The sequence below is a fragment of the Mesorhizobium sanjuanii genome (assembly GCF_002529485.1).
GTDB lineage: Bacteria > Pseudomonadota > Alphaproteobacteria > Rhizobiales > Rhizobiaceae > Mesorhizobium > Mesorhizobium sanjuanii.
The window spans coordinates 1-14,202 of the sequence record NZ_NWQG01000259.1 but is presented as its reverse complement, the minus strand read 5'-3'; the positions used below and the strand labels follow the sequence as shown (position 1 = coordinate 14,202).

Genomic DNA, 14,202 nt, shown 5'->3' with positions numbered 1-14,202 from the left:
GAGGTGGCTCGGCAAAGCCGAGACGGAGAGGGGACTGCGCCCTACGAAGCCCCCTCTCCGTCCGCTTCGCGGCCACCTCTCCCCTGCTTCGCGGGGGCGAGGAACCCAAGTCCTGAGAGGTTGGCAGGGCGGGCGCAAACGCCAATCTAGCCGCGCAAGATCGTTAAACTTTGATCCACCGGATTAGAGCATAGTTTGCTTGCTGCGTGATAGCTAATGCACGTCATGCCCCCGGGGGAACCAAGAAATGCTATCCGCAGACCATTTTCTCAAGTCGGAGAACGGCTCCTTTGCGCCGCTCCTCGTTTTCCTGGCCGTTCCGATCGTCGCCGCCATCGGCTTTTCGGTCGACTATACATCGGCGATCTCGGCCAGGTCGTCGATGCAGAACGCGCTCGACGCGGCGGCGCTGTCGATCACCACATTGAGCAAGGACATGGCGAAGGCGGACCGCGAGAAAAAGCTGCAGGAATCCTACGCGGCCAATAGCGGGCAAGGCACAGCGACGCTCGACAGCTTCGTCGTCGATAGCGACGGCACCGCCCATATCAATGCTTCGGCGGGCTTCGCCATGCCGACGACTTTCATGTCGATCGCCCGCATCGACAATGTGCAGGTCGCCGTCGCCTCGGCGGTGCGCAAGACGCCAGCCCTGGTCGAAGCTACGTTCAACGTCGACCACGTTTCCGGCTACTGGAACAAGACGATGACCCTGTACGGCCTTCCGTTCGGGTGGACCTCCTCGACCATAGCGACGGCCATGATGAAGGTCGACTACACCTACAAGCCGTATAGTTATTCCTATAAGAGCGGGTCGAAGACTTATACCGCCAACGACCCGAAAGGTTACGGTACGACAACTATTTCCACTGTGTCGGGAACAACCGAGAAGCTGGTCCAGACCCAGGTGTGCACGACAACAGGATCAACAACCAATTTCACACCCACTGCGGGCGTTTACAAAAGCACCGCGGTAGCAAAAAGCGGAAAAACCAGCGGTTCCACCATCTATTTCAAGACGACGTGCGCGACCACGAATGCCGCCGGAAACAGCAGTGGCGCAAAAATCGACGTGAGCATGATGGACAAGCTCTATCTGCAGATGAATGTGCCGTCCGGACCGGTCAACCCGCTCACGTCGAACGATGACAAAACGTCGAACCGGCTCTACCTCGGCGCCGGGTATACGACCGATGCACAAAAGGCCCTGGACCCTTCCAAATATCTCCCCGTCGAGGTCAAGAACAACACGGTCGTCGACATCTTCGCCGCTGTGCCCTGCGGCGAGACCAGCGACCAGGCATGGGAAGACGGCGGCAACAATCCGCCACTGCCAGACGTTACGAACGCCGACTTCTTCTACACCGTGACCGGCAAGTGCGCCTTCAACCAGCGGCAGTCGGAGACGGTGCTTACGCAGTAAGGGGCGGCACATCTTACCTTCTCCCCTTGTGGAAGAAGGCAGGCGCGCGCCTGATCACGAAGCGGTGAGCGCTGTAACGAAATCCGTGGCGACGACGAAGTGGGGATATGAGCGGCGCATCCAGGCGCCGCGCAACCACGGAGCAAGCCATTGTCGCGATCACAACGCAGAACGCTCGTCGCCGGCGTGCTCGCCGCCTCGATATTGTCATCGATCGGCGCGGCAGCCGCGCAACCGCTCACCGTGGTCGAGCTGTTCACCAGCCAGGGCTGCTCGTCCTGCCCGCCTGCCAACGCCAACCTGATCAAGGTCAAGGACAAGCCCGGCGTGCTGGCGCTGTCCTTCAACGTCACCTACTGGGACTATCTCGGCTGGAAGGACACTTTCGGCAAAAAGGAATTCACCCAGCGCCAGGTCACCTATGAGCCCTCGCTCGGCCGTTCGGGCCCGTTCACACCGCAAGTGGTGGTCAATGGCGACACCGACGCGGTCGGCGCCGCACCCGGCGAGATCGAACGACTTATTTCGAGCAGCGGCCAGCCAAAGGGGCCGGTGCTGTCGCTTGACGGCGGCACGATCAGCATCGGCGCCGGCTCGGCGCCCGGGGGCAAGGCCGATGTCTGGCTGGTGCGCTACGCCAGCGGCGTCGTCGAGGTGCCGGTGGCGCGCGGCGAAAACACCGGCCGCACGCTGCCGCACGCCAATGTCGTGCATTCGCTGACAAAACTGGGCAGTTGGACCGGCGACGCCAAGACGCTGGCGCTGCCCGCCGCGTCCGGCGGCCTGAGCAGCGCGGTGCTGGTACAGACGCCGGGCGGCGGGCCGATCCTTGCCGCGGCAACCAACTGAATCCGTCAGGGCAAGATCACGCTCAACCAAGATTGCGCAACGCCGCAGGAGCGGCGCCGCATCCACCCGGCCGCAGTGCCATCAACCCCTAGGAGACCACCATGACCAATCGCCTGACCCTGCCGGCACTCGCTTTCGCGCTGTGCTCGACCGCGCTGATTGCCGGAACCGCCGCACGCGCCGAAGATGCGATGAAGCCGGCCGATGCGATGGCCACCGATGCCATGAAGCCGGCAACGGATGCGATGAAACCCGCCGACCCGATGGCAACGAATGCCATGAAACCGAAGACGGATGCCATGAAACCGGCCGACCCGATGGCAACGGATGCCATGAAACCGGCCGATGCCATGGCAACGGACGCGATGAAGCCCGCCGACGCGATGGCGCCGGCCAAGTAGCACCAGGCGCTCCCTGTCCGGACCGGGGGTTCCCTGCCCGGGCAGGTTGGCGCGCACGGCCCCGCACGCACGGCAATGTGAAACCGCGGCGCATCGCGCTATCGTATAGTCAAACACCATCATGGGAGATCATGACATGTCCGCAAAATCAGCCGTGAACAGATCCTTTGCTAAAGGCGCGCTGGCGGCGCTGGTGCTTGCGGCGGCGGCCGCCGCCTTCTGGCAGACGCCGGCGATCTCGGCCGAGGAGGCCGTGGTGATCCCGCCGCCGGCAATGGACGAGAAAGCCGCCCCCGGCACCGAAAAGGCGGTCTTCGCCGGCGGTTGCTTCTGGGGCGTGCAAGGCGTGTTCCAGCACGTCAAGGGCGTGACCAGGGCCGTCTCCGGCTATGCCGGCGGCGAAAAGGACACCGCCGTCTACGAGACGGTCGGCAGCGGCCGCACAGGGCACGCCGAATCCGTCGAGATCACCTACAAGCCGTCGGAGGTGACCTACGGCCAGCTGCTGCAGGTGTATTTCTCGGTCGCGCACAACCCGACGCAATTGAACTTCCAGGGTCCGGACAGCGGCACCCAGTACCGCTCGACGGTCTTTGCCGAAAACGACGCGCAGAAGAAAATCGCCGAGAGCTACATCGCCCAGCTCGACAAGGCGAAGGTGTTTCCAAAGCCGATCGTGACGACGCTGGAAACGGGCAAGGCCTTCTATCCGGCCGAGGACTATCACCAGGACTTTCTGACGCTGAACCCGACCTATCCCTACATCGTCTACAACGACCTGCCCAAGGTCGCGAATTTGAAGACGCTGTTCCCCAGTCTCTACAGCGACAAGCCGGTGCTGGTGCTGGCGGCCAACAAGAGCTGAGGTTTTAGAAGCGTGTAATCTCCCCCCTTCAGGGGGAGATGGCCGGCAGGCCAGAGGGGGTCGGCGCGACCGGACGCGGCCTCCTGCGGCAGACCAGGGTTGGCGCTCCATGCGCGGCGACCCCCTCTGTCGCCTTCGGCGACATCTCCCCCTCGAGGGGGGAGATCAGCGGCGCCGACCTACGCTCCTTTTTTTCGCGGCAGGCTCCAGCGCCAGCGTTGCCCTGGGTAAGCGTAGGCGTTGTTGCCCTAGTCGTAGGTCAGGTCCGTCGCCTTGCCGCCGAAGACGCGGTAGGCATAGAAGGAATAGAAGATGATGATCGGCAGCACGACCACCGTGCCGGCCAGGATGATGGCGAGGCTTTCGGGCGCGGAAGCCGCCTGCCAGATGGTCAGGCGATCGGGCACGACGAAGGGGTAGAACGACCAGGCGAGCCCGGCGAAACCGAGAGCGAAGATCGCCGCCAGGGTCAGGAACGGCGTCAGCGCATGGCGGTCATCGGGCTTCGGCAGATGGAAGGTCTGCCGCCACAGCCAGGCGAACAGCACCGCCGACAGGATCGGCAGCGGCGACAGATAGAGCATTTCAGGCCAGAGGAACCATTTGTCGAAGATGCGCGGGCTGGCGAAGGGAGTGGCCAGCGACACCGCGGCCATGCCAAGCGCCGCCAGCACGAGCGCGGTACGCAGCCACCGCACCGCCTTCTTCTGCAATTCGCCTTCGGTCTTGTAGATCAGCCAGGCCGCGCCCATCGCCGCATAGGCGGCGGCGAGGCAGAGCGCCACCAGCGCGCCGAAGGCCATGCCGCCCAAGCCGACATCGAGGCCGAGCACATAGACGCCGAGCATATAGCCTTGCGCCAGCGAGGCGATGAGCGAGCCGATGAGGAAGATGCGGTTCCAGCGATGCTTCTTGCCGGCCGGCACCTTGGCGCGGAAATCGAAGGCAACGCCGCGCAGGATGAGGCCGAGCAGCAGCAGGAACACCGGGATGTAGAGCGCGGTGAGGATGGTGCCGTGCGCCAGCGGGAAGGCGACCAGCAAAAGGCCGACGGCAAGCACCAGCCAGGTCTCGTTGGCGTCCCAGAACGGGCCTATTGCGGCGATCATCGTGTCCTGCTCGGCATCATCGGCGGCGGCGAACAGGATGCCGATGCCGAGGTCGAAGCCGTCGAGGATGACGTAGATCAGGATGGCAAGGCCCATCAGGCCGGCGAAGATGAGGGGCAGCAAGGTTGGCCAGTCGTAGCTCATGGATCTCTCCCTACTCCTCGGCCGCCGGTTGCGACAGCGCCGCGTTCATGACGCCGGGCAGCGGCGAGGCGTCGCCATCCTTCGCCGCCTTCAGCGCCAGATGCACCAGCACGCCGAGATAGGCGATCAAAAGCAGCACATAGAGGACGAGATAGATGGCGAGCGTCAGCGCGACATGGCTGCCGGCGACCGGGCCGACCGCGTCGGCGGTCTTCAGAACGCCGGTGACCAGCCAGGGCTGGCGGCCGATCTCGGTGGTGTACCAGCCGGCCAGCGTCGCCAGCCAGCCGGACAGCGCCATCGGCACCATCAGCAGCGCCAGCGGTTTCGGCAGGCTGTGGTGGCGCTTGAGGTAGAAGGCCGCCGACCAGGAGACGATCAGCATCAGGATGCCGGTGCCGACCATGATGCGAAAACCCCAGAACACCGGGAAGACCGGCGGATGGTTGCCGGGATAGTCGTTGAGGCCCGGCACCACGCCGCTGCTGCTGTGGCGCAGGATAAGGCTGGCGCCGTCGGGGATTGCGAGTTCGAACCTGTTCTCCTTGGCCGCCTCGTCGGGAAGCGCGAACAGCACCAGCGGCACGTTGGGGCCGGTGTTCCAGTTTGCCTCCATGGCGGCGATCTTCTGCGGCTGATGCTCCAGCGTGTTCAGGCCATGCTGGTCGCCGGCGAAGATCTGGATGGGGATCAGGATCGCCGCCGTGAAGACGCCGGTGCGCAATGCCTTCCACATCGATTCCGAACGGTCGCCATAGAGGTAGCGCAGCGCCGACAGGCCGGCGATCAGGAAGGAGACCGTCAGGCCCGATGCCAGCAGCATGTGGACCAGCCGGTAGGGCATGGACGGGTTGAAGACGATCGCCCACCAGTCGACGGCGTGGGCGACGCCGTCGCGCATCTCGAAGCCGGCCGGCGTCTGCATCCAGGAATTGAGCGCGATGATCCAGAAGGCGGAGAAGGTGGTGCCGCCGGCCACCAGCACGGTCGCCAGCGTGTGGATGCGGTTGGAGACGCGGCGGAAGCCGAACAGCATGATGCCGAGGAAGGCCGCCTCGAGGAAAAAGGCGGTGAGGATCTCGTAGGCCAGCAACGGCCCGGCGATGTTGCCAACGGTTTCCATGTAGCCCGGCCAGTTGGTGCCGAACTGGAAGCTCATGGTGACGCCGGAAACCACGCCCATGGCGAAGGAGAGCGCGAATACCTTCACCCAGGTGAAATAGGCGCGCATCCAGGCGGAATCGCCCGTCGCGTTGTAGCGCAGCTTGAAGATCAGCAGCACCCAGCCAAGTGCAATAGTGATCGCCGGAAACAGGATATGAAACGAAATATTCGCGCCGAACTGAATGCGCGACAAAATGAGCGGGTCCATGGCGGGCTCCGGCTGCTGCTTAATGCCGGAAAGATAGGCCGGATACACTGAGCGGTCAAAGCGGCGTGGCGTCACGCGAGGCGGAACGCCGCAGCATTTTGCGCAAAGCGTCAGCGCATCGGTCGAGGCGATAGGGAATGAATGTCCAGAATTGTCAGGAGCGGCATTGACTTCCGGTTTCGCGCACCGACATTCAGCGGACTAAAATCAACAGTCCCCTTTCAAGCAGCCGTTTTCAGCCATGCCCTCCATCATTTCCATTTCCGGGGTCACCAAGACCTACGCCACCGGCTTCAAGGCGCTGAAGGAGATCAACCTCGATATCGAGCGCGGCGAGATCTTTGCGCTGCTCGGGCCGAACGGCGCCGGCAAGACGACGCTGATCTCGATCGTCTGCGGCATCGTCAACCGCTCGTCGGGCACGGTCACGGTGGACGGCCATGATATCGGCCGGGATTATCGCGCCGCGCGCAGCCTGATCGGGCTGGTGCCGCAGGAGCTGACCATCGACGCGTTCGAGAGCGTATGGGCGACGGTCAATTACAGCCGCGGCCTGTTCGGTAAGCCGGCTAACCCGGCCTTCGTCGAGAAGGTGCTGCGCGATCTCTCGCTGTGGGACAAGAAGGACGCCAAGGCGATCACGCTGTCGGGCGGCATGAAGCGGCGGCTGATGATCGCCAAGGCGCTGTCGCATGAGCCGCGCGTTTTGTTCCTCGACGAACCGACCGCCGGCGTCGACGTTGAGCTGCGCCAGGACATGTGGGCGATGGTGCGCCGGCTGCGCGAGGACGGGGTCACGATCATCCTGACCACGCATTATATCGAGGAGGCCGAAGCGATGGCCGACCGCGTCGGCGTCATCAATCGCGGCGAGATCGTGCTGGTCGACGGCAAGGCCGAACTGATGCGCAAGCTCGGCCGCAAACGGCTGGTGCTGGAATTGCGCGCGCCGCTGGCCAGCATCCCCGAAGCGTTTTCGCGCTATGCGCTGGAGCTTTCGCCGGACGGCGGACAATTGACCTATACCTATGACAACCAGAGCGAACGCCCGGGCGTCGCCTCGCTGCTCCGCGACCTCGAAGCGGCCGGCATCCAGTTCCGCGACATCGACACGCAAAACAGCTCGCTCGAGGAGATCTTCGTCAATCTTTTGAGGCAAGACGCATGAATTTGCGCGCAGTATGGGCGATTTACCGGGTTGAAATGGCGCGCGCCTTCCGCACCGTGCTGCAGAGCATCATCTCGCCGGTCATCTCGACATCGCTCTATTTCGTGGTCTTCGGCTCGGCCATCGGCTCGCGCATCACCGAGATCGACGGCATCAGCTACGGCGCCTTCATCGTGCCGGGGCTGATCATGCTGTCGCTGCTGACGCAGTCCATCTCCAACGCCTCCTTCGCCATCTATTTCCCGAAATTCGTCGGCTCGATCTACGAACTGCTGTCGGCGCCGGTGTCCTATCTGGAGATCGTCATCGCCTATGTCGGGGGCGCGGCGACCAAGTCGATCATCCTCGGCCTGATCATCCTGGCGACCGCTTCGCTGTTCGTGCCGCTTCACATCGAGCATCCGGTCTGGATGCTCGCCTTCCTGGTGCTGACGGCGGTGACCTTCAGCCTGTTCGGTTTCATCATCGGCATCTGGGCCAAGAGCTTCGAGCAACTGCAACTGGTGCCGCTGTTGATCATCACGCCGCTGACTTTTCTTGGCGGCAGCTTCTATTCGATCAACATGCTGCCAGAGATCTGGCGCACGGTGACGCTGTTCAATCCGGTGGTCTACCTGATCAGCGGGTTCCGCTGGAGTTTCTACGGCAAGTCCGACGTCTCGGTCGGCATCAGCCTCGGCATGACGGTGGTGTTCCTGCTCATCTGCATAGCGATCGTCGCCTGGATCTTCCGGACGGGCTACCGGCTGAGGAACTGAAGGATCAGGAGCTGCTCAAATCGCCTTGATCAGGCGCAGCAGGCCCAGCATCTCGATATAGGTCCCCTTGCGGAAGGCGATATAGGTCGGCTCCTCGATGCCGTGGAAGCGTCGCTTGAAGGCCGCCTGGCCCTGCAGGTTGAACTTGCTGCGGTTGACCCACGGCGAATCATAGGCGCGCTGGAAGGTGTTGCGCCAGAACTCGTTTTCGGCAAAGCCGCTCGGTGCGATATCGACAAGCGGCGACAGGCCGAGCGTCACGACCGAAATGCCTTCCTCGCGAAAACGGTCGACGGCGAATTTGGTCAAGCCGATCTCGGCATGCGGCGTGGCGTCGACATGCTTGCGCTTGAACGCGGTGGTGTAACCGATCACCTTGCCGCCACTGAACAGGGGATCGAAGTCGAGCAAGGCGACGAGCTCGCCATCGGGACCATGGAGAACGAAGCGGCGCATGTCGACGCCGAGCTGATCGCTGAAGGGGCGGTTGAGGAAGCCCATTTCCCAGCGCTTGACGATGCGGTCGGCCCGCCAGTTCTGCGACAGCCGCTGGATTTCGTCGAGAAAGACGGTGCGCTTGTCCTCGTCGAGGGAAAACCCCTTCTTCAACAGCCAGCGCTCGGAATAGCGCACGGTTTCGTTGCGCTTTCCTGAAAAATCATGGGCGGGCAGGACCAGCCGTGTGTCGATGCCGAGACGATTGACCTGGTAGCCGAGCCCGGCCAGCACGCGGGCCGTCTCCTCGCCGATCTGCACGAACCAGGGGCTGCCGGCGGCCTCCACGAAACGCCTGATATAAACGGGCCGATCGGGCGGATGAACCACCGGGTCGCCGAGCGCGAAATGATGCTTCATCTTGGTGCCGAAGGCGATGTAGCCGTCGGCGTCGCCAAAATAGGAAAGCTTTTGCTGGACGGCAGTCGAATAGGCGAGCGAAAAATCGCCATGCCGGCGCACCAGCGCCAGGCGCTCGACATGCGCCAGCTCCTGCCGCTCGACCTTGGGTGCCGCGCCCTCCAGCAGGCGATCGAAATGAATGCGCAAGGAGGGCATGGTCGAGGTCCGCGTGCCGCCTAGAGCCGGATGATTTCAGGTCGAACCGACCTGAAATCTGAATCCGCCTCTAAAACATAAAGATAGAGCATGATGTCATCGGAAAACCGCTTCACACTTTTCGGCATCATGCTCTGGTAATGGAGGCCAGCCCACGGCCTCGAATCAGTCGCCTTGGCGCGATTGATTACCGATCATATCGCGCAAGCGCCATATAGGGTGCAATCGGCGCTGACTGAAGGGGAAATCTCCGCCAAATGGTGGCGGATGGCAGCAGCCCCATCACAGGGGAGTGATCAGCCGGATCGGGTAGCGCCTTGTGACTTGGCCTTTGACTTTCCATATGCTGTTATATATCATGTTATCGTTTAACCTGGATGCGTAGATCATGGAAGACGTCATACGGTCTCTTGGCTTCCTGTGCCTGGGCAGCAGGTTGAAGCGTATAGGCGAGCAATTGCAGGCGGATACGCAGCGGGTGCTCGATCGCCTGGAGGTCCCGGTCCAGTCGAGCCAGTATCCGCTCCTGGCCGCGCTCGACAGGCTCGGCCCTCTGCCCGTTGGGGAACTGGCACAGGCTCTTGGGTTTGCGCAGCCGGGCATCACGCGAAGCGTGGCGCTTCTGGCCGAACTGGGGTTGGTCGAAGTCAGCCAGTCAAACAATGACCAGCGGCGCAGGATTGTCTCGCTGACCCGGACCGGCCGACGGCTTGTCGATGTTGCCAAGCGCGACGTCTGGCCGCGCATCGAGAAAGCTGTCGCGGACTTGTGCGCAGACCTTTCGGGGCCGCTTCTCGATCAGCTGGCCGCAATCGAGGACGGTCTTGCCGCGGCTGGCATCGACCGTCGTGTGCGAAATGCCGTGGATTGCGTGCAATGAACCATGTCCTCGACCGTCCCATCTGGAGCGCGCTTGCGACGCGACATCAGGCCTTTGCGCAAGGTGACGGCCTCGCCAGGCGATACCTGCCGTCGATCGTTCCTTTTGCCGCCACCGCGGCGGACGACCCGGAAAGCTTGCGGGCGCTGAGCCGGCTTATTCCCCCGCTCGAGAGCGCCATCCTCGTCCAGGCCGACGCAATCACCTTGCCGGCGCAGCTTTGCGCGACGTCGACCGCGTCCCTGGTGCAGATGATTGCCGAACGGCCGGTGCGGACCGTGTCCGACGAGCGTGTGCAACGACTGACGCAGCACGATGCGACCGAGATGCTCGCCCTGGCAACAGTTACCAAGCCCGGCCCATTCACGCTGGAGGCGCTGAGCCTCGGCGATTTCTGGGGCGTGAAGATCGAAGGCCGACTTGCGGCGATGGCCGGCGAACGCATGAAGCAGCCTGGCCATACCGAGCTCAGCGGCGTGTGCTCGCATCCGGATTTTCGCGGCCGCGGCCTGGGCAGGCTGTTGTCCCTGTTCGTGGCAAACCGGATCATGGCGCGCGGCGAAGTTCCCTATCTCCACGCCTACGCCACCAACGTCGCAGCCATAACACTGTACGAGTCCATCGGCTTCCGGTTGAGAAGCAGGATGAATATGGCCGTGATTCAGGGCACCGACCAGGTGGTCAGCGCATAAAGGCGGGCACGTCCCGCGCAAGGGAGAAAGAAGGATTTCGTATTGCCGAAATCCTTCCCTGAGACCGCAAGCGTATCAGACCGCGATCTTGCCGCCGCCCTGCCTGGTGATGGCGACGACCGACGGCCGTACCGGCATGTCAGGCTTGAAGTCGGGCCAGCGGGTCGACAGGTCCTCATAGTAGGAAGGGCGGCCGAAAGCCTCCCAGTCCTCGCCGCCGTCGGCCGGATGCTGGACGGCAACGAAGGCGGTCTGGTCGTCCGGTGTGAATAGCGGGCCGCACATTTCGGCGCCGATCGGCACACGGAAAAACAGTTTCGAGGTCGCTCGGGCCGTCCCTTCGGTGTCGACCGCCCACAAGCCATCGGTGCGGCCGGTGGCTTTCGGGCCCTGGCCGTCGGTCGCGACCCAAAGGCGGCCGGCCGAATCGACCGCGCAATTGTCCGGCATGCCGAACCACCCATTGGCTGTGGTCGCGGTCGAGAAGGTGGCGCCGACTTCGGCCACCGAGGGATCGCCGCATTTCAGCAGCACTTCCCACTTGCCCTTTGTGGCGGTGAAATCGCCGCCGTCCTCCGATATTTCGATGATGTGGCCGAAGGCATTTTTTGCACGTGGGTTGGCGGCGTCGACCTGATCGGCCTTGCGCTTGGAATTGTTGGTCAGCATGACATAGACCTTGCCATTGACGGCATTGGGCTGGATGTCTTCGGGACGGTCCATCTTGGTGGCGCCGAGAAGGTCGGCGGCGCGACGTGTCTCGATCAGCACATCGGCCTGGCTGGCAAAGCCGTTCTCGGCGGTCAGCGGGCCCTGGCCAAAGACGAGCGGCAGCCATTCGACCGAACCGTCCTCGGCGAATTTGGCGACGTGGAGCGTGCCGTCGTCGAGCAGGTCCATGTTGGCGGCGCGGTCGTTCGGGTTGAACGTGCCGGCGGTGACGAATTTATAGACGTAATCGAAGCGCTCGTCGTCGCCGAGATAGAAAACGACGCGGCCATCCTTGGCGACGATGGATTCGGCGCCCTCGTGCTTGAAGCGGCCCATGGCGGTGCGCTTCTTCGGCGTCGAGGTTGGATCGTTGACGTCGACCTCGACGATCCAGCCAAAACGATTCGGCTCGTTCGGCTCCTTGCCGAGGTCGAAACGGTCGTAATGCGCCGCCCATTCATAGGCGCCTTCGGGAATGGCCAAGCGCTTGTAGTTGGCGGCTTCCTTGTGGCCTTCCGGCAGTTCGCCCGAGAAATAGCCATGGATGTTTTCCTCGGCCATGACATAGGTGCCCCAGGGCGTTACACCGCCGGCGCAGTTGTTGACGGTGCCGATGACTTTCGTGCCGGTCGGGTCGGCGCTGGTCTTGACGCGGTCGTTGCCGGCGGCCGGGCCGGACAGCTGCATCTCGGTGTTGGAGGTGATGCGGCGGTTGAGCTTGCCGTCGCGTACGACCTGCCACTTGCCACCTTCCTTACGGATTTCGACGACGGTGCCGCCGTGCGCGGCCATCTCGACATCGACCTGTTCCTTGCTGAGGGGGGCGACTTCGAGCTCTTTCTTGCCGTCCTTCTCGACGATCTTGACGATACCCGGGAACATCAGATGCGAATTGGTGTATTCGTGGTTGACCACCAGCAGGCCGTGCTCGGCCGAGCCGTCGATCGGGATATAGCCGACATAGTCGTTGTTGTAGCCGAACTGCCTTGCCTGGGCCTCGGCCGACTGCTTTGTCGGATCGAATTCCGGCGAATCGGCAAACAGCGGATCGCCCCAGCGCAGCAGCACGTCGGCATCGTAACCGGCAGCGACATGGTGCTTGTCGTCGACGCCTGCCTCGACCTCGTCGAATGTGAAGGCGGAACCCTCGGCGGCACGGGCGTTGTCGGCGGTGATCAGGGCGAGCGGGCTGACGGTGGCGGCGATGGCTGTGACCGCGAGCGATCCCTGCAGAAAGCCGCGGCGCGAAAAGCGCGCGGCGATGATCTCACCCATGGTGCGGTTGTCGGTGAGATTGGTGGCCGGGCCGTCGTTTTCCTCAAGCAGGCTGGTGCGGAATCGGGCGTCGGGGGAGCGATGTTCGGTCATGGGCTGCCTCTGGCTTCCTGGGGTGGCTGGAGCATGTTATCTGGGTCGACCCCCGTACAGGCGGCAGATCACAGAATGATGACGCGCCGGCTAATTTTCCGCTTAGATATCATGCCCCCGGCCAACCCGGCTTGACCGCAGTCGAAGCTTCGGAAACAAGGTCTGCGGCGCGCGCGGAGTAGACCGCTTCGAGAGGGACAGGACGTGAATTTCTGGGGACTGACACAGCTCTGCATTTCAACGTTGATTTTCCTGCTGGCGGCGGCTGCGGCCAAGCAGTGGGGGTTGGCGCCAAGCCTCGGCAAGATCGTGCTGACGCTCGTGCTCTATTCGCTGGGCAATCTGGTCATGCTGAGGCTGGTCCGCGAATTCGGCATGTCGGTATCGTTCAGCCTGTCGGCGGTTATTCAGCTGGTATCGGTGAACGTGGTGGCGCTGGCCTTCTTCGGCGAGCGGTTGAACGCCTTGCAAGCGACAGGCGTCGTGCTCGCCATCGCGGCGGTGGCGCTGATCACGCTCGGACCCTATCTGCAAAAGCTGTAGTTGAATAGCCGACGGCAGGCCGATGAAGAACCCACTGCTCAACTGGATCGAATTCCCGGTGCTGCTGGCCGGCATCGTCATCGCCGGCGGGCTGTGGGGGTTCGAGGAACTGATGGAAGTGGCGCGCGCCACCACGCCGCACGCCTTCGATACCGAAATCCTGCTCGCCTTCCGCGAAGCGGGCCAGCCCGACAATCCGATCGGTCCGGCCTGGCTGGAAGGAGCGATGCGCGACATCACCAGCCTCGGCAGCTCCAGCGTGCTGGCGCTGATCACGGCGGCGGTGATCGTCTATCTGCTCTTGCTTCGCAGGTGGGGAACAGCGCTGCTCATATTCGTGGCGGTGGCGGGCGGGCAGGTGCTGTCGAGCCTGCTGAAGGTTGGGGTCGACCGGCCCCGCCCCGAACTGGTTTCGCACCTCGTCAATGAGACCTCGCTGTCGTTCCCGAGCGGCCACGCCATGCTGTCGGCGGTGACCTATCTCACGCTCGGCTCGCTGGCGTCCCGCTTCCTTCATGGGCGGGTGACGAAGACCTATGTGCTCGGCCTCGCGGTGCTGACGACCGTGCTGGTCGGCGTCAGCCGCGTCTATCTCGGCGTTCACTGGCCGTCGGACGTGCTGGCCGGCTGGTGCGCCGGCTTCGCCTGGGCAATGCTGTGCTGGCTGGCGGCGCGCTTCCTGCAGCGGCGCAAAGTGGTGACCGATGATGAGTGATCGGGCGGTAGCGCGTGTTTTCAGTCGAACGTCAGTGCCGCCACTTCGCCCTCGTTCATCAGCGGAATAAAGAGGATCGACTTGCCGTCGGCGCCGATATCGGCGCTGCCGGGCGACCGAACCGCCGCGATGCAAAAAGACGCCCGCTTCC

Annotated in this window: 14 protein-coding genes; 10 read left to right on the top strand and 4 right to left on the bottom strand. The window is 63.2% G+C overall.

From position 1 onward, the window contains the following. Positions 1-247: 247 nt before the first annotated feature. From CN311_RS29905 to msrA, 4 genes are all read left to right on the top strand, one after another. Positions 248-1,423, top strand: coding sequence for a TadE/TadG family type IV pilus assembly protein (locus CN311_RS29905; RefSeq protein ID WP_097577189.1), 1,176 nt, complete (start codon positions 248-250; stop codon positions 1,421-1,423). A 150-nt stretch (positions 1,424-1,573) separates the two neighbouring features. Then, positions 1,574-2,272, top strand: a complete 699-nt coding sequence (locus CN311_RS29900) for a DUF1223 domain-containing protein (protein ID WP_165779896.1) — start codon at positions 1,574-1,576, stop codon at positions 2,270-2,272. Positions 2,273-2,373: 101 nt separating this feature from the next. Next, a complete protein-coding gene (locus tag CN311_RS29895; protein ID WP_097577187.1) occupies positions 2,374-2,673 on the top strand; it encodes a hypothetical protein in 300 nt (99 codons plus the stop codon). 136 nt (positions 2,674-2,809) lie between these two features. Continuing rightward, a complete protein-coding gene (gene msrA / locus CN311_RS29890) occupies positions 2,810-3,538 on the top strand; it encodes a peptide-methionine (S)-S-oxide reductase MsrA (protein ID WP_097577186.1) in 729 nt (242 codons plus the stop codon). Between the two features lie 248 nt (positions 3,539-3,786). Here the strand turns inward: msrA and CN311_RS29885 are convergent, their stop codons facing one another. Next, entirely contained in the window at positions 3,787-4,791 is a 1,005-nt protein-coding gene (locus tag CN311_RS29885; protein ID WP_097577185.1) for a cytochrome d ubiquinol oxidase subunit II, read from the bottom strand. Positions 4,792-4,801: 10 nt separating this feature from the next. Next, positions 4,802-6,163, bottom strand: a complete 1,362-nt coding sequence (locus tag CN311_RS29880; protein WP_097577190.1) for a cytochrome ubiquinol oxidase subunit I — start codon at positions 6,161-6,163, stop codon at positions 4,802-4,804. A gap of 241 nt (positions 6,164-6,404) precedes the next feature. Between CN311_RS29880 and CN311_RS29875 the strand changes: the two genes are divergently transcribed. Then, positions 6,405-7,331, top strand: a complete 927-nt coding sequence (locus CN311_RS29875; RefSeq protein ID WP_097577184.1) for an ABC transporter ATP-binding protein — start codon at positions 6,405-6,407, stop codon at positions 7,329-7,331. Beyond that, positions 7,328-8,089 carry an ABC transporter permease gene (locus CN311_RS29870; protein ID WP_097577183.1) on the top strand — a complete coding sequence of 254 codons (762 nt, stop codon included), beginning with the start codon at positions 7,328-7,330 and terminating at the stop codon, positions 8,087-8,089. Before CN311_RS29875 ends, CN311_RS29870 begins: the two co-directional genes overlap by 4 nt. A gap of 15 nt (positions 8,090-8,104) precedes the next feature. Here the strand turns inward: CN311_RS29870 and CN311_RS29865 are convergent, their stop codons facing one another. Further along, the gene (locus tag CN311_RS29865; RefSeq protein ID WP_097577182.1) at positions 8,105-9,142 is read right to left on the bottom strand and encodes a phosphatidylglycerol lysyltransferase domain-containing protein; all 1,038 of its coding nucleotides are present in this window, start codon (positions 9,140-9,142) and stop codon (positions 8,105-8,107) included. A gap of 388 nt (positions 9,143-9,530) precedes the next feature. On the opposite strand from CN311_RS29865, the gene CN311_RS29860 reads away from it, so the two are divergent. Both CN311_RS29860 and CN311_RS29855 read left to right on the top strand, forming a co-directional pair. Beyond that, positions 9,531-10,022 carry a MarR family winged helix-turn-helix transcriptional regulator gene (locus CN311_RS29860; protein ID WP_097577181.1) on the top strand — a complete coding sequence of 164 codons (492 nt, stop codon included), beginning with the start codon at positions 9,531-9,533 and terminating at the stop codon, positions 10,020-10,022. Continuing rightward, positions 10,019-10,714 (top strand): GNAT family N-acetyltransferase, encoded by a 696-nt coding sequence (locus CN311_RS29855; protein WP_097577180.1) that lies wholly within the window; start codon positions 10,019-10,021, stop codon positions 10,712-10,714. Before CN311_RS29860 ends, CN311_RS29855 begins: the two co-directional genes overlap by 4 nt. A 75-nt stretch (positions 10,715-10,789) precedes the next feature. Here the strand turns inward: CN311_RS29855 and CN311_RS29850 are convergent, their stop codons facing one another. Further along, entirely contained in the window at positions 10,790-12,793 is a 2,004-nt protein-coding gene (locus CN311_RS29850; protein WP_097577179.1) for a PhoX family protein, read from the bottom strand. A 204-nt stretch (positions 12,794-12,997) separates the two neighbouring features. Here CN311_RS29850 and CN311_RS29845 point away from each other — a divergent pair, with 204 nt between their 5' ends. Both CN311_RS29845 and CN311_RS29840 read left to right on the top strand, forming a co-directional pair. Further along, complete coding sequence (locus CN311_RS29845; RefSeq protein WP_097577178.1) at positions 12,998-13,336, top strand: hypothetical protein; 339 nt, start codon at positions 12,998-13,000, stop codon at positions 13,334-13,336. A 22-nt stretch (positions 13,337-13,358) separates the two neighbouring features. Continuing rightward, positions 13,359-14,051 carry a phosphatase PAP2 family protein gene (locus CN311_RS29840; RefSeq protein WP_097577177.1) on the top strand — a complete coding sequence of 231 codons (693 nt, stop codon included), beginning with the start codon at positions 13,359-13,361 and terminating at the stop codon, positions 14,049-14,051. The last annotated feature ends 151 nt before the right edge of the window (positions 14,052-14,202 follow it).

Coding starts and splice junctions, on each gene's coding strand:
- CN311_RS29905 (WP_097577189.1), top strand. CDS start 248: ATGCTATCCGCAGACCATTTTCTCAAGTCGGAGAACGGCTCCTTTGCG.
- CN311_RS29895 (WP_097577187.1), top strand. CDS start 2,374: ATGACCAATCGCCTGACCCTGCCGGCACTCGCTTTCGCGCTGTGCTCG.
- msrA (WP_097577186.1), top strand. CDS start 2,810: ATGTCCGCAAAATCAGCCGTGAACAGATCCTTTGCTAAAGGCGCGCTG.
- CN311_RS29885 (WP_097577185.1), bottom strand. CDS start 4,791: ATGAGCTACGACTGGCCAACCTTGCTGCCCCTCATCTTCGCCGGCCTG.
- CN311_RS29880 (WP_097577190.1), bottom strand. CDS start 6,163: ATGGACCCGCTCATTTTGTCGCGCATTCAGTTCGGCGCGAATATTTCG.
- CN311_RS29875 (WP_097577184.1), top strand. CDS start 6,405: ATGCCCTCCATCATTTCCATTTCCGGGGTCACCAAGACCTACGCCACC.
- CN311_RS29870 (WP_097577183.1), top strand. CDS start 7,328: ATGAATTTGCGCGCAGTATGGGCGATTTACCGGGTTGAAATGGCGCGC.
- CN311_RS29865 (WP_097577182.1), bottom strand. CDS start 9,142: ATGCCCTCCTTGCGCATTCATTTCGATCGCCTGCTGGAGGGCGCGGCA.
- CN311_RS29860 (WP_097577181.1), top strand. CDS start 9,531: ATGGAAGACGTCATACGGTCTCTTGGCTTCCTGTGCCTGGGCAGCAGG.
- CN311_RS29855 (WP_097577180.1), top strand. CDS start 10,019: ATGAACCATGTCCTCGACCGTCCCATCTGGAGCGCGCTTGCGACGCGA.
- CN311_RS29850 (WP_097577179.1), bottom strand. CDS start 12,793: ATGACCGAACATCGCTCCCCCGACGCCCGATTCCGCACCAGCCTGCTT.
- CN311_RS29840 (WP_097577177.1), top strand. CDS start 13,359: ATGAAGAACCCACTGCTCAACTGGATCGAATTCCCGGTGCTGCTGGCC.